Origin of the sequence: Acinetobacter sp. 1294243, from assembly GCF_000588015.1 — a bacterium.
GTDB lineage: Bacteria > Pseudomonadota > Gammaproteobacteria > Pseudomonadales > Moraxellaceae > Acinetobacter > Acinetobacter pittii.
The window spans coordinates 393,288-408,200 of sequence record NZ_JFXG01000002.1; the positions used below are offsets into that span (position 1 = coordinate 393,288).

Sequence of the window (14,913 nt, forward strand, 5' to 3'; positions counted from 1 at the left end):
TTTATATTCATAAAAAAAGCGGTACTTAAAATGAAATCTCGCTTCAATTGACCAGCAAGAATTGCCTTTTTCGGCTTTAAAAAAGCATGAATAAGAAAATCGTATAAAAAGTATTTTTTAAAAAACTTTAATTGCATCAAAAACTTCCTAACCACCCTATCAAAATATTTTTAGATCATTTTCTAGACTGTAAAAATTAATAGGGATTTGTCTAAATCATCTTGTTTGATATGACTAAAAACCAACTGTACGTTTAGAGGCACCTTGTAGATCAAAAATAACGTCGTCAATTAAGCTATCAATCTGACGTGTATCTCGGTGATGTGCCGTAGTAATTAAATGAGCCATATTTCCGGAGGTTGCCAGATAATGCTTTTTCCAGATGTGTTCAGAAGGACATGGAAATACCACAGTGATTGAATTCGGATTCCGCCAAGCAGGAATCCCAACAGCCTGAAAGCGATCAACTGCGTACTGGGCCATTTTGAGGCAATGTTGAATTCTCTGCCGTCTTTGTAAATTGGTTTGGCTACGTATTGCCGCCCACATCAACAAGACAGTATGGCCATTGCGAGAACCACTAATGGTTTGATCACGTGTAGAGATATAGTCAACATCTACCGATATACGCTCTACATTTTGACGTTTGGCCACAACAATGCCACATGGAATCGGTGAGCCAATCATTTTATGACCAGACACACAAATCGAGTCGATGCCATGAGCAAAGGAAAACGCTTGAGGATGATCAACAAAAGGTAAAATCATGCCACTCAAGGCAGCATCGGCATGAATATAATAATCTCGGCGCATGATTCCGATTTGCGCTAAGCGCTCTTGAATTATTTCAATATCATCAATTGCGCCGGTCATGGTCGTACCAATATTTGCAAAAATAATGGGATGACTTTCTTTATTGGTTTTTATTTTATGGATTAAATCATCATAGTCGATTTCACCATTATCCAATGATTCAACCACGCAAGATTTCATCTGCAATAATTTGGCGATTTTTCCCACCGAATAATGCGTATCTTTTGAGTAATATAATGTGGAATCTGGAAATAGCTCACGCGCCAGATAGCAGCCAAACATATTACCTTCTGTGCCACCATTGGTTACGTATCCCCAGCTTTCCTCAAAAGGAATTTGAAAAATTTCAGCAAAATATGCCATCACATCTTTTTCAAAATCAAAAGAATTCAATGCGTAATTGCTATAGTCTTTCCAATCACCACAATTATTAATAGAGAATTTGAAAAAACGAAATAAAGCGGAATAATCAAAATCTGCAGATTCAGGATACCCAATATTGAAGTATTGATGTTTTAAACAGTAATTCCAGAATGTCTCTATTTTCTCTTGATCAGCAGGCGATAAAATCATTTTTTGCTCCGTTAATATGACGATTACAAGTCGTCTAAGGAGTCGCTATCAAAGATATAAATTTTATGTATAAATTTAGCGACCAGGATTTGTCGTATGCCTTATGATGGCAACCCTCTACCCTGCAATCCTTTGCCGTGCATCAACCAATGACCACCAATTTGATAAAGTGGGTGTGCGTCCTAATTCTTCAAAACTAATATTGATTCCCTGTGCTTTGAGTTCCGAAGAAAACTGCATAATTCGTAATGAGTCCAATCCATAAAGAATCAGGTTTTCTTCGGGATCTAATTCATCTTCTTCAATCAGTTGCTGGACCTTTTGCTCTAGCCAAGGTCGTGTAATGCCTGTTGCCACCTGCCCCACTACAGATTCGGTATCAATGACTTGACCACAACGTGAAGACACATATTTCAAAGCTAAGCGGTGTTCTTCTTCTGAAAAATCGGCAACTGCATCCCCAACCAGAAAGGGTTGTATGTCGCTCATAAAAGCTTCAATTGCCGTAACCATACAACCGATATGGGCATAGACACCGCCAATAATGAGCTGATCACGATTCCAGTTTTGCATTCTTTCAAGCAAATCCGAACGTTTAAACGCGCTATAACGCCATTTCTTTAAGACAATGTCATGTTCAGCAGGAGAAAGTTGATCAATAATTTTTTGCTGATCGATTGTTGAGGCTGGCAAACCCGGTCCCCACATCGCATTCAGTAATGCACGATCTGCCTCTGGTTGCTCATAAGGCTGTGCTGTATAGACAACAGGAACATTGTTCTGATGTGCCCAAGTTCTTAGTTGAACTAAATGATTAACAACCGTTTTAATTAATTCACTTTCAGCATCGTAAAAATTTAAAAAGTAACGCTGCATATCATGAATTAATAAAACTGCTCGAGAAGGATCTAACTGCCAGTCTGTTTTATTATTTGGATAACTCTCTCTTTCGGGCATGAGATAAGTAGAAATTTTTGAAATAGCCATATGCTGCTCAATATTTATTAAGATGTTGTAGATGTATTTAAAATGCTGCGAAGTTGTTTTTTGTCCACCTTACCGACTGCAGTCAGTGGCAAACTTTCGATTAATTTGATCTGGTCTGGAAGTTTGTATTGTGCAATACCCAACTCCATGAGATGGCGTCTGAGCACAACAGCTTTAAGTTCAGGATTCCGAGAAACAATAAAGGCACAACTTTTTTCACCGAATTGGTCATCAACAATTGCGACCAAAGCTGCGTGCATAACTTCCGGATGTAGAAGAATAAGTTTTTCTATTTCTTCCGAAGCAATCTTTTCACCACCACGGTTAATCTGGTCTTTAATTCTTCCTACTACACGTAAATTACCATCCGAAGTACGCTGTACGAGATCGCCCGAATAGTAATAGTTGTCCTCATCAAAGACCTGTGAATTATGTTCAGGACTTTGGTAATAACCACAAAAGGTATAAGGTCCCCGAGTCGCAAGCATCCCTATTTCACCTTCTGGAACCTCTTTATACTGTTCATCCACAATTTTGATTTCATCATCAAAACTGATAGGACGCCCTTGTGTCGTAGAGATTTGCTCATCGGAGTCATCTAGTCTGGTGTAATTGACCAAGCCTTCGGCCATTCCAAATACTTGTTGTAATTTGCAATTGAGGACTTCAGGAACTTCACGCGCTAAAGACTCAGGGAAGCTAGCTCCACCTACTTGAAGCAACTTTAAAGACTGGATTTGATCTTTATATTGAGCGGCTTTTTCTAGCCACATAATGACAGCACTCGGCACTAAAGATGCCATATTGACTTGATGTCTTTGAATAATAGAGAAGCAATTGAGCGGTTCAGGATTTGGTGCCATCACAACACATCCACCTGCATGTAAAACGCCTAATGCACCGGGTGAACTCAACATAAAGTTATGCGGAGCTGGCAGAGCGCACAATAACCGGGTATTTGAGTTTAAACCGCAAATCTCGGCACTGGCCCGCACACTATAGTCGTAGTCATTATGCGTTCTTGGAATAAGTTTTGGTGTTCCCGTACTTCCACCTGACAACTGAAAGAAAGCAACTTCATCAGCAGGTGTAGATGAAAAATCGACTAAGGTCTCTGCTGGTGTTTCAATCCAGTCTAATAGTCCGAAATCGGTAGCTTGATGATTGAGCATCAAAATAATTTCAGGACTTAAATTTACATCATGAAGTGAGTCAATGAACTGATTATTGTTAAAGACTTCATGCTGACGCGAACCAATTAAAAGCTTAGGTTGAATCTGTTTAATAAAGGCATTTAGTTCATATTGGCGATGGCTATATAGCGCATTGAGTACGACCACACCAGCCTTAAGCAAGGCAAAAAAGACAATATAAAACTCTGCAACATTGGGAAGTTGTACTAAAGCAGTATCACCCTTGCCCAAGCCTTTCTCAGCTAGTCGAGAAGCTAAATTTGTTGATAGCTGGTCCAGCTCGATATAACTCAACTGACGCTCACCACAAATAATTGCCGGCGAATGCGGATGCGATTGAACCCCTACCGTTAAAATGCGCGTCAAAGGTTGGTCAATCCAATAACCTTTATTTCGATAGTGTTGCGCTCTCTCTGGAGACCAGCGAACAAACTCAATCAACTGTTTTTTCATGACATTCTAAATATTCAATTTAATTTAATGGTTATCAAGCTATTGATTCTTCGTAAATTTTCTTACATATCGGCATAAATATTTAATTTGAATACCGACAAAAGAAAACTCTTAAGACGGACAAGCTATATATTCACAGCAAAATTGGAAATGATTAACAAATGCAACTGGTAATCATTTTCATTTGTTTGTATGATGCTGAAACAAAATTAATTTGTCAACCGAGTTATCGTTCAATGTGTGAATTAACTTCGATGCAAGCGGCCTGCTGGTTTGGTCGCTCTGGCAACGCAACTTTAGGTGGGGTTGCTGCCCACCTCTATGCAGAATTTGACGGTCAATTTATTGATCTACAAAAATTACATTTAGCACTTCAACGACTTTATAAAGAACACGCTATTTTGAGATTAAGTTTGAGTGCCGATGGCATCGCAAACATCATGGCTGAGAAGGCTCAACAGATATTAGAAGTCGATGATTTTTCAAAGCTTAGCGATCATCAAATTGAGCAAATGCTCATGCAAAAACGGGAGCAATGGACCCATCAAAAACTTGATTTAAGTCAGGGCCAGACTGTAAGATTTTCTGTAAGTGTTCTTAAAAAGAATATTTTTCGTTTTCATGTAGATACGGACATGATTGCTATAGATCCGTCCAGCTTCTTGAATTTAATGGAAGATCTTTCTTTGTTTTATGAAGACCTAGAAATATCATTCTCCCGTCCGCCTAATTTTTTTGACTGGTATCAAAAAAAACGGACAGACCCTGACCTAAAAAAATTAAACCAACGAGACCGCTTATGGTGGAAACAACGTCTGCCTCATATTAGCCCTGCTCCGTCTCTACCTTTCATACATCAAGAATTCAAAACAGCAAAAAGTGATCGTTTAAGTACGTGGTTATCGCCGGAAGAACGAAAAGCATTACAACAACTTGCTAGAGAACAACACATTACTGTGACTAACCTGATATTAGGTTTATTTGCCTATACGCTTGGTGATGCAACCAAAGATCACAGCTTCCGATTAAATATTCCTACTTTTTGGCGTGAGCCGGTTTTAAAAAATGTCGAAGGCACTATTGGTGATTTTGCTAATTTAGTCATCCTTGATGTCGATATGAATGAGACGACTACCTTAGCCGCATTCTGCAAACAAATAGCAAATCAAATGTTTGAGTTATTAGAGCATTCACATTATTCGGGTGTTAATGTTCTACGTGACTTATCCCGTTATCATGGTAGTGCACAGATTGCTCCCGTGGTATTTACAGCGGCACTCGACTTAGAAAATGATAATTTACTTTCCGAACGTGTCCGCCGTGTTTTTGGCTCAATGAATTGGGTCATTTCACAAGGGCCGCAAGTTGCACTTGATGCACAAGTTGCTCATGTAGATGACGGTATTTTAGTTAACTGGGACATCCGTTTAGATGCTCTACCCAAAGAATGGATTACGAATTTATTTGAATCTTTCATTCATTTACTTAAAAATCTTGCAGTGCACCCTGAACAACTTAATACACAAATTATAAGCCCAGCCCAAAATACTCCATCAGATCGTACGTCTCAAAAACCATTAAATGCATTACAGCAAGCCTACCTATTAGGCCGAACTCAAGCCCTTCCTTTAGGTGGTGTTGCCATGCAAGAGTTTAGGCAGTATCACGGCAAAATGGATATTGTTTTATTAAAACAACGATTGACAGAAATGGTACGGCGGCATGACAGCTTACGAACCTATATTGATAAAAATAGGTTAGTACAATATGTAAGCGATCAAGTGAGTGTCAATTTAAAAGAAATAGACCTAACTACATGGGAACCTGAACGTGCTTCTCACCACATCCAGTCCTATAAAAATAGTTATACGCATGAGCTATTTGATTTAAATCAGTCACCTTGGAATATCACTGTATTTTTATTAAAAAATAATCTATTAACGATTTTTGTCCGCTTTGATGCATTAATTTTAGATGGCCGATCTATAGCTTCACTTATGTTAGAGCTGTTTGATGGACAACAAAATGATATCCAAACACAAATAGAAAAAAATGAAGTTGAAAATAGCTTATCTGTTCATCAGACAGATATGGCTTACTGGGAAAGAAAATTTGCTAAATTATCTAACATTCCAGCGCTTCCGTGGAAAACACCCTTACAGCATTTACCGACTTCACGTTACCAACGTAATAGTCTGGTTATAGAGAAAGCTCAATTTAAACAGTTGTCTAAAATAGGTGCAAAACATTCGCTGTTTAAAAACTCAATCATCATGGCGATTATTTTGGAAGTGCTATCTCATTGGAGCACGGACAAATCTCTATGCGTTGCTGTCCCTACACTTCCCCTCTATGCCGGACCATTTTCCAATAGCTCTACGTTTATTGCTGTTGAATGGAAAACTTCAGATCAACTTGTTGAACAAGCAAACCGTTTGCAAACTGAAGTTTTAGAGGGTTTACAGCATCTTTCATTTTCAGGCGTTGATCTCGCTCGGCTATTATTTGAAAAAGTTGGCACTGCTCCAGTATTACCGATTGTAATTACAAATGGTTTATCATGGCCTGTATTATCTGAATCTCATCCTATTCAGCAACAAGATGGCCTTACTCAAACACCTCAAGTTGCAATTGATATTCGCTTTAGCACAAGAAATGACGGCGCTTTAATTTTCGATATTGATTATGCTCAAGAAGCATTTCCACCTCACATGATTGAAGATTTCTTGAATGCACTACAATTAGCAATCAAGCAAATTATTGGTTCAGAAATATTCAGTTTTGATCTCAGTAATTTTTTCAGTGAGCTTCAAAATAAACGACTATATTTTAAGAATAATGAGTCTGACCACTCATCTATACCACTTGAAAATAATGCTAAACAGCAAAATCAATTACTCGACATTTATTTAGAAGTGATAGGCCACACGCCAAATAAGAAAGTGGACAACTCAACTCATTTTACTCATCTCGGGCTGCGTCCACATCATTTAAAGGTCGTTTCAGAACGTATTAATGAAAAATACGCGATTCAGCTCTCACCTGTTCAACTTATTCAATGTCGCAATATTGCTGATGTAGAGAAATTACTAACACCACATTAATTCGTCTTTTTAACTTTCATCATTTTGGAAACAGATAAAGTATAAACATGAAAAAAATAGATATTACCGGAATTGGTATTGGACCATTCAACTTAGGTTTAGCTGCTCTTTTGTCTCATCATCCCGAAATCAAAAGCGTATTTTTAGAACGTAAACCAGAATTTCGATGGCATGAAGGGTTGCTATTGCAAGGTACGACATTACAAGTTCCTTTCTTTGCCGACTTGGTTACTATGGCCAACCCTTGCCATCCCTTAGGCTATATTAATTATTTACATCAACATGATCGCTTACATCAGTTTTATTATTACGACAGTTTTTTAATTCCACGCCGTGAATACGACCATTATTGCCGTTGGGCTTCAAAACAATTGCCGGATTGTCGATTTGGAGAAAACGTAAGTCATGTGGAATATGACGGCAAGCTCGATAAATTTATTATAGAAAGTGAATCAGCCTCGGGCGAAAAACAAAAATATATAAGCCAAAATCTGGCGATTGGTATTGGGACTAAACCTCGAATTCCTACGTGGCTTGAAACATGCAAACACCCTTTAGTAAAACATTCTGCGGAGTTTGCAAAAATTCAGGAACAACTCAAACAGTGTAAACAAGTCACGGTTATTGGCTCGGGCCAGAGTGCAGCAGAATGTGTACTTGCTTTATTTAATTCACTTACACCAGAACAAGTAAAAGCAGGTGCATCTATTCGTTGGATCACACGTTCTGCTGGCTTTCACCCAATGGAATATTCTAAACTTGGGCAAGAATGTTTTACCCCTGCATATATGCAATATTTCCAAAGCCTGCCTAGAGATAAACGCCGCGATATTGCTGCTAGTCAGGGCCTGATCTATAAAGGAATTAGTTTCTCAACCATTGGTGATATATATGATGTACTTTATGAGCGTTCAGTGGCAGGTGAAAAATCCGGTTTAAGCCTATACACAAGCTGTGAGGTTGAATCGGTTGAAGAACTTGAATCGGGTTCTCTGCGTTTAAACTGTTTGCATACCCAACTCGATCAACGATGCGAATTAGAAACTGATGCCCTTGTCGCAGCTACAGGCTATGTTCATGATTGGCCTGAATGGTTCCAAAATATGAAAGGTTCTATTTTATCTGTTGATGATAAAAATGATTGTATTGTTCAAGAAGACTTTACCGCTTTACGTTGTGATCAAGGAAAAGGTCGTATTTTCATTCAGAATGCCGAGATTTTTCAGCAAGGTGTAGGTTCTCCTGACTTAGGGATCGGGGCAACCCGAAACTCAGTCATTATTAATCAATTACTAGGGCGTAATGCTTATCGAATTCCTAAACAGTCTTCTTTCCAGCACTATGGTTTGCCAGAATAAAATATGAATATCATAAAAAACCCGCGATTGCGGGTTTTTTTATTCGGTTGAAGATTACAACAAATTAAAAGTCATATGATACAGATAGCATATACGTTCTTGGTGCGCCTAAAGCCAAATTCGTCAATTGTGGCTGTGCCCAATACGCTTTGTTGGTTAAGTTATAGATATTGGCACGGAAAGTAACTGGGTGGTTCTCGACTTTCGTGCTATAGCGTGCGCCAACATCTAAGAGCGTACGTCCAGGTACGGACAAGGTATTTTCTGCATTAATATATTGCTTGGAAACTGCATTGATATTTCCTGATAAGGTTAAAGTCCCTTGTGCTACTTGAGTATCCCACTCTGCTCCAAGCTTAGCCTGATTTTTTGGCACAGCAACTGCTGTATGACCATCGTTTCCTCCACCGTTAGTCTTAGTAAGTTCAGGATCAAGATAGGTAAAGCCACCCATTAAACGCACATGTTCAATTGGTGAACCAAAGAATGACCATTCAATACCACGATTTCGTTGTTCTCCATCCGAAACAAAGGTAGGTAAGTTATCCACAAGCTGTGAAGCATCTAAATAACTACTTGGTTTGGTAATTTCAAATGCACTCAATGTATGCGCAAATGTCCCCAAATCAACCTTCAAACCAAGTTCCTGTTGTTTAGTTTTTTGAGGAGGAAATATTGTCCCCGCATTTGATGCAGTTGCAGGCGCCTGATCACCCTTTGTCAAACCTTCAATATAGTTTGCATAAACAGAAATTTTATCATTCGCTTTAATCAGTAACGCGACACCAGGCGTGGTTGCTGATTTAGCATTTTCAGGTAATGTATTAACAGAACTTGTTGCTTTTACAGTCTGATGACGAAGTCCTAAAGTCAACTGTACTTTATCTTGAGCAAACGACAATGTATCGGCTAAACCGAAGCTAGAGGTAGAGAGTGTCGAATGAAATAGAAACGGCGGTGTAAACTCCGGTTTAGGCCCCCAATTTGGATTTGGATCATAAATATTCGTAATAACAGGCTTACTAAAACCTGGGATAATTCTATAACCATAATCATCTTGTGCATGATTATAGTAAGTTGCGTTGGCGACCCATTGATGTTTCACAGGCCCCGTCTCAAACTTGCCTTTAAAACCTGCATCTGCTGATTTTTTATCGACTTCAAAAGCAAGTTGTCCAAGCATTGAACTCAGTGTTCCAGTGCTACTCGTAATCGTCCCTGCACTTGCCCCATTATATTTATATTTGGTTGTACTTTGTCCATAAGCCGCATATGCCATCAACTGATCAGAAAAATCATATTCGCCACGAATCATGGCACCTTTATCTTTGGTTTCCACAGAGCCCCAATCCGGACTAAGCAAGGTATCCGCTTTCGGTGGTTTCGGAATTCCAACTGCTGTAGAGACGTTAACACCACGTGTCACACCATCAACATGATCTAAGGCATCGTAAGCATCAACAAAAACACGTGCTTTTTCACCTTGCCAATCTAAGCCAAGCGAAAATAAACGACTTTCTTTCGATTGATCATTAACTGCTGCATCACCATCTCTATACATCCCATTGATACGAACGCCGAATTCTTTATTTTCACCAAATCTTCTTCCAACATCGACATGTCCACCAAACTGAGCATCCGACATATATGTCGTAGTCAATCGTGCAAACGGTTCATCAGCCGCATATTTGGTCACTAGATTTACCGTTCCACCCACCGATCCTGCTGGCGGCATCCCATTTAACAAAGCGGAAGGACCTTTCAACACCTCAACGCGGCTAAACATTTCCGGAGAAGTTCGATAAAACGGTGTGATACCAAAAAGTCCGTTCATTGACATATCATTCGTGCTCGAAGCATATCCACGAATATAATAGTTTTCACTCCAACCACCACTTGCACCGTTGGTATATATCGATGGATCAGTTGCTGCAATCACTTCTGTAATATCTTTTGCCTGTTTATCTTCGATATATTTATCGGTATAACTAATCGTATTAAATGGCGTATCTAGAAATTTTTTACTACCGAGAAATCCAACATTGCTCGATGTTGCAACTTGTCCACCTGCATAAGTATCGTCTTGTTCAGCTTTTACGGTAATTGCTGGTAAAGCTGCTACATTTGTTTGAGCAGCTTGTTGTTCTAGAGTTTTTGTTGAATTATTAATAACAGCAGCATAGGTATTTGATGCACATAGTACAAATACAGTGCCTAATGCATAGCCTAATCGAAGGGCTATTTGTGCAGATGCAACACCATTTAATATAAAAGAACGGTGATTAATTCTTTGATCATTCCCACTTTTAAAATTACGGTTATCGCTAACGTTGTTCATTGAAAGACCTTTAATGTTGTGATTCATTTTTTATTAACTATCTGCTTAAAATACAAAGCAAAATAGTGAAAATTTATGCTGTAAAATTTGATTAAGTGATGTACCTAAAAATTTATTGGTAGCCTTTTTTCACATCTTCCATCACTATTTTGAGTGAGGTTGGGCTTGCAGCCGTGGTGTACCACGCATCGGCATCGACAAAAATGACACGACCGTTTTTCCATGCTTTGGTTTGACGTAATAATGGATTTTCAACACTGGCAGCATTAATTTTTGAGCGATGTTCCATCACAGCAGTTCGGTCCACGATATAGAGAATATCTGGGTCCGCTTTTTTGATGAATTCACTCGAAATAGGTTGCCCATGTAGACTTGTATCCATCACACCACTTGCAGGCTTTACCCCAAAAGCATTAAAAATAAAGCCATAGCGTGACTGAATACCAAAATTACTAAATGCCCCATTGTTATGAAGAACGACTAACGCTCTTTCTGGGCGATTGGCCGTTACGGCTTGTACTTGCTTCAACTGTTCATCGAGTTCAGAAACTTTCTGGCGGGCTAAATCTTCTTTATTAAATATTTTTCCTAAGGTCATCATATGGTCTTTAACCAAACCAATATGATTACTCGCGCTATTGTTGAAATTAATATCGTAATGAATGGTCGGGGCAATTTTGGACAGTTCCTGATACTGATTAACGTGTAATGGCGTCATCAAAATCAAGTCTGGTTTTAATGCATATATCCGTTCCATATTGGGCTGCACAATTGCACCCAAATCCTGAATCTGTGCATCTTTTTTATATTTTTCCAAAAAGTGTGGAACATAATCTTTTGGCATTCCCATAATCGGGACATTGAGTTGATCTAGAAAGTCAGCTTCATTCATATCAAGTACGGCAACGCGTTGCGGTAGATGATCTATCACCGTAGTTCCAAGCGCATGTTTTACCGTAATCGGTTCTGCTAGCTTCTGAGAAGCTTGAGTGGTATCTGCAACTTTTTGATCACATGCTTGTAGAGTGACAGCTGCCGCTATGATGAGGGCTACTCCCCCATACTTTTTCTTCCAGTTCATATGTATTCAAGCTCCAGATGAGTTGAAGTAATTACACATACAGCCACGCTCACTGTATGTAATTTCAAAATCAAGCTCGTACAGATCATTTAATTGCGCCTCTGTAATCACTTGTTCGGTTAACCCACTGAAATGAAACTTGCCGTTCTTCAGCGCGACAATATGGTCCGAATAATTCGTGGCAAAATTGATGTCATGAATGACTAAAATCACAGTGCGCCCTTGTTCATCACATAAGCGCCTGAGTGCGCGCATAATTTGAACGGCATGTTTCATATCAAGGTTATTTAAGGGTTCATCTAATAAAAGTACGTCTGTTTGCTGTGCGATCGTCATCGCCAAAAAGGCCATTTGCCTTTGACCACCACTAATTTCATCGATGTAAGATTTGCGCAGTGGTTCTAAAGAAAGAAACTCAATAGCCTCATCAACCACCTGACGATCTTGCTCGGTTAAAACACCACGGCTATAGGGAAAGCGTCCAAATGAAACCAGCTCTTCTACGGTTAAGCGCAAATTAAAGCCAGGTGCTTGACGTAAAGTCGCGACATGCTTGGCGTAAACAGCGGTTTTAATATCCGCAATATTTTGATGATTAAGAAAAATCTCGCCTTTATCTGGTTCAATTAAACGTGCCATCATCATGAGCAAAGTCGATTTTCCAGCTCCATTTGGACCAATGAGTGACGTCACCTGACCTGTAGGAAATTCAACATTTACGTCAGTCAGTATTGGCTTATTTCCATATGACTTATTGATATTCTTGACATGAATCATGCAACACCTCGGGTACGAACCGTCAGCGCAAGGAAATAAATGCCACATACCAGATTGACCAAAATGCTGACGGTCGTTTTGTAATTAAAAACGTGCTCAACTAAAATTTGAGCAGCAATAAATATGGCAATCGTGATGGCACAGCCCATGGGCAGCGTTAATTTATGCTTATAACTTCTTGCTAGTGCATAAGTAATGTTGGCAATAAATACGCCCATAAATACTGTCGGGCCAATCAGACTGGTAGATACCGCAACCAAAATAGCGATTAGGGCTAAATAGAAACTGACATAGCGGTGATGATGAATACCTAATGAAATGGCTTGCTCACGTCCTAAAACCAGAACATCCAAAACAGGGAGTGCTTTTCTACCGAGGAATAGAACAATGACTACGGCTACACTGGCATAAAATAAAGTTTCTGGTTGAGAGCGATTAAACGAAGCATAGCTAAGGCCTTGGAAAACAGAAAATTCACCAGGGTTAATTTTGAGTTGAATAAATTGAGTAACCGTCCCGACGACCATCGTAAGAACTAACCCTAAAAGCAACAGGAGAAAGACATCATTTCTGCCATATGGCAATAACCACTTATGGATTACCCACGAATAAAGCAGCATTAAAACGATTGAGATAAAGAAATTACCATTTACCCCTAACTGACTTACTCCATGTGTTCCCCAAAAAAACAACAACAAAACTTGCCATAAGAGATAAATCGCTTCGTAGCCCATAATTGAGGGAGTCAAAATACGATTACCGACCAGTGTCTGAAAAACAATCGAGGAAAAAGCAACGCAAATACCGGCTATCACAATCGTGGCAAGACGCAGAAGTCGATTAGGAATGACGTAATCAAAATCTAGTCCTGAGTTTAAAAATAAAAAACATACTGCTAGGCAGATGACAATCAGATAAATCATCCATAGCTTTGTAATACGCATTATCTGAACTCCCTCAAAATGAGGATGAGGAAAATAATTCCCCCCACACCACCTGCGGTAAGTCCGATTGGCACTTCAAATGGATAAATAATCGAGCGACCAAGAATGTCGCAAACCAGTAATAGAGACGCCCCACCTAAAGCCACAATGGGCAAGGTTTTAGCTAAGTTTTCTCCGTATTTCAGTGCGACCAAATTGGGGACCACAAGCCCGACAAAAGGAATGGCGCCAACAGTAATTACTGTGGTTGAAACTGTAATGGCAACCAGTATTAAACCAATGGCGGCTATAGCTGCATAACTAAGTCCCAAGCTAGAAGCCATCTCTTCACCCATACCAATCACGGTAAAGCAATGTGCAAAAAGATAAGTCAGGACAACAATCGGAAAAATAATGTAAATAACTTCATAGTGGCCTTGAACAATTTTTGAAAAATCTCCTAAAAGCCACCCTTGCATACTTTGTAAAATATTAAAGCGATAGGCATAAAACTCAGCTAAGGCACTCAGTACACTGCCGTACATCAAGCCAATAACCGGTACTAAAACCGTATTTCTAAAACGGATCCGCCGAATAATTGCGATATAAATTAAACTGGCAATAAAACAAAAAATGATCGCAAATATCATCTTGCTCAGCGTGCTGGTTACAGGAACTAAAGTTAATGACACTAAAATTCCCAGTTTGGCAGCATCTAAACCGCCCGAAGTTTCCGGTTCAACAAACTTGTTACGCACAATATGCTGCAAGATGACACCACATACCGCCAACCCGATACCGGTAAGCACAATGGTAATCAAACGAGGAATACGGCTGGCTGTAAGAGTGAGCCAACTCTCATGAGAAAAAGAAAATAAGGTAGACCACTGTATTTGCTCAGCTCCGAGCAATAACGAACAAATACATAAAAGGATAAAAATACAGAATAAGCCAAATCGCATCAGTGGCGTGCCCCACTTGAGCGTAATAAAGCCAATGCAAATTGCAAATTTAGTCCCATCAAACCAAAGCGAGGGAAAATTTGTTCAACATTTGATGGGCTTATTAACCTTTCATGATTGAATATTCTCATGAAAATTCCTCAATTTTATCGAGACAACAAAATAAGTTCCTTTTGAATAGGCAAAATCACAGCCCTATTCTGAGGATCGTTTTTTTCATCTTTAAATTATTCTTGCTGAACCAATTTCGAATTAAATAAATATTAATCAATTACTTATTATTTATTTTCTATTTTAAAAATTCGTCATTCTCAATTGGCACCACCTTCTTGCAAATAATAATATTGATGT

At 39.1% G+C, this 14,913-nt stretch carries 11 protein-coding genes; 2 read left to right on the forward strand and 9 right to left on the reverse strand.

The annotated features are described in order from the left end of the window. Window positions 1-234: 234 nt before the first annotated feature. The 3 genes from basG to basE form a co-directional block, all read right to left on the reverse strand. The gene (gene basG, locus J655_RS09505; RefSeq protein ID WP_017480701.1) at window positions 235-1,386 is read right to left on the reverse strand and encodes an acinetobactin biosynthesis histidine decarboxylase BasG; all 1,152 of its coding nucleotides are present in this window, start codon (window positions 1,384-1,386) and stop codon (window positions 235-237) included. A 117-nt stretch (window positions 1,387-1,503) separates the two neighbouring features. Further along, window positions 1,504-2,373, reverse strand: coding sequence for an acinetobactin biosynthesis bifunctional isochorismatase/aryl carrier protein BasF (gene basF, locus J655_RS09510; RefSeq protein ID WP_017480700.1), 870 nt, complete (start codon window positions 2,371-2,373; stop codon window positions 1,504-1,506). A gap of 17 nt (window positions 2,374-2,390) precedes the next feature. Then, entirely contained in the window at window positions 2,391-4,019 is a 1,629-nt protein-coding gene (basE, locus tag J655_RS09515) for a (2,3-dihydroxybenzoyl)adenylate synthase BasE (RefSeq protein WP_032052298.1), read from the reverse strand. A 161-nt stretch (window positions 4,020-4,180) separates the two neighbouring features. Between basE and basD the strand changes: the two genes are divergently transcribed. Beyond that, the gene (basD, locus tag J655_RS09520) at window positions 4,181-7,123 is read left to right on the forward strand and encodes an acinetobactin non-ribosomal peptide synthetase subunit BasD (RefSeq protein WP_032052299.1); all 2,943 of its coding nucleotides are present in this window, start codon (window positions 4,181-4,183) and stop codon (window positions 7,121-7,123) included. Window positions 7,124-7,170: 47 nt separating this feature from the next. After that, the gene (gene basC / locus J655_RS09525) at window positions 7,171-8,481 is read left to right on the forward strand and encodes a putative histamine N-monooxygenase (protein ID WP_032005231.1); all 1,311 of its coding nucleotides are present in this window, start codon (window positions 7,171-7,173) and stop codon (window positions 8,479-8,481) included. A gap of 64 nt (window positions 8,482-8,545) precedes the next feature. On the opposite strand, the gene bauA is transcribed toward basC, so the two are convergent. From bauA to J655_RS25660, 6 genes are all read right to left on the reverse strand, one after another. Then, window positions 8,546-10,846 carry a TonB-dependent ferric acinetobactin receptor BauA gene (gene bauA / locus J655_RS09530; protein ID WP_032005229.1) on the reverse strand — a complete coding sequence of 767 codons (2,301 nt, stop codon included), beginning with the start codon at window positions 10,844-10,846 and terminating at the stop codon, window positions 8,546-8,548. A gap of 85 nt (window positions 10,847-10,931) precedes the next feature. Further along, on the reverse strand, window positions 10,932-11,900 hold the full coding sequence (bauB, locus tag J655_RS09535; protein ID WP_017480695.1) for a siderophore-binding periplasmic lipoprotein BauB: 969 nt from the start codon (window positions 11,898-11,900) through the stop codon (window positions 10,932-10,934). Between the two features lie 6 nt (window positions 11,901-11,906). After that, entirely contained in the window at window positions 11,907-12,677 is a 771-nt protein-coding gene (gene bauE, locus J655_RS09540) for a ferric acinetobactin ABC transporter ATP-binding protein BauE (RefSeq protein ID WP_032005227.1), read from the reverse strand. Further along, complete coding sequence (gene bauC / locus J655_RS09545) at window positions 12,674-13,621, reverse strand: ferric acinetobactin ABC transporter permease subunit BauC (RefSeq protein ID WP_032005225.1); 948 nt, start codon at window positions 13,619-13,621, stop codon at window positions 12,674-12,676. Before bauC ends, bauE begins: the two co-directional genes overlap by 4 nt. After that, window positions 13,621-14,562 (reverse strand): ferric acinetobactin ABC transporter permease subunit BauD, encoded by a 942-nt coding sequence (bauD, locus tag J655_RS09550; protein ID WP_032005223.1) that lies wholly within the window; start codon window positions 14,560-14,562, stop codon window positions 13,621-13,623. Before bauD ends, bauC begins: the two co-directional genes overlap by 1 nt. Continuing rightward, entirely contained in the window at window positions 14,562-14,693 is a 132-nt protein-coding gene (locus J655_RS25660) for a hypothetical protein (protein ID WP_255787958.1), read from the reverse strand. Before J655_RS25660 ends, bauD begins: the two co-directional genes overlap by 1 nt. Window positions 14,694-14,913 lie beyond the last annotated feature (220 nt).

Bases quoted from the DNA above. Each gene is read 5' to 3' on its own strand.
- basD (WP_032052299.1), top strand. From the start codon at position 4,181: ATGCAACTGGTAATCATTTTCATTTGTTTGTATGATGCTGAAACAAAA.
- bauB (WP_017480695.1), bottom strand. From the start codon at position 11,900: ATGAACTGGAAGAAAAAGTATGGGGGAGTAGCCCTCATCATAGCGGCA.
- J655_RS25660 (WP_255787958.1), bottom strand. From the start codon at position 14,693: ATGAGAATATTCAATCATGAAAGGTTAATAAGCCCATCAAATGTTGAA.
- bauE (WP_032005227.1), bottom strand. From the start codon at position 12,677: ATGATTCATGTCAAGAATATCAATAAGTCATATGGAAATAAGCCAATA.
- basF (WP_017480700.1), bottom strand. From the start codon at position 2,373: ATGGCTATTTCAAAAATTTCTACTTATCTCATGCCCGAAAGAGAGAGT.
- bauD (WP_032005223.1), bottom strand. From the start codon at position 14,562: ATGCGATTTGGCTTATTCTGTATTTTTATCCTTTTATGTATTTGTTCG.
- basC (WP_032005231.1), top strand. From the start codon at position 7,171: ATGAAAAAAATAGATATTACCGGAATTGGTATTGGACCATTCAACTTA.
- bauC (WP_032005225.1), bottom strand. From the start codon at position 13,621: ATGCGTATTACAAAGCTATGGATGATTTATCTGATTGTCATCTGCCTA.
- basE (WP_032052298.1), bottom strand. From the start codon at position 4,019: ATGAAAAAACAGTTGATTGAGTTTGTTCGCTGGTCTCCAGAGAGAGCG.
- bauA (WP_032005229.1), bottom strand. From the start codon at position 10,846: ATGAATCACAACATTAAAGGTCTTTCAATGAACAACGTTAGCGATAAC.
- basG (WP_017480701.1), bottom strand. From the start codon at position 1,386: ATGATTTTATCGCCTGCTGATCAAGAGAAAATAGAGACATTCTGGAAT.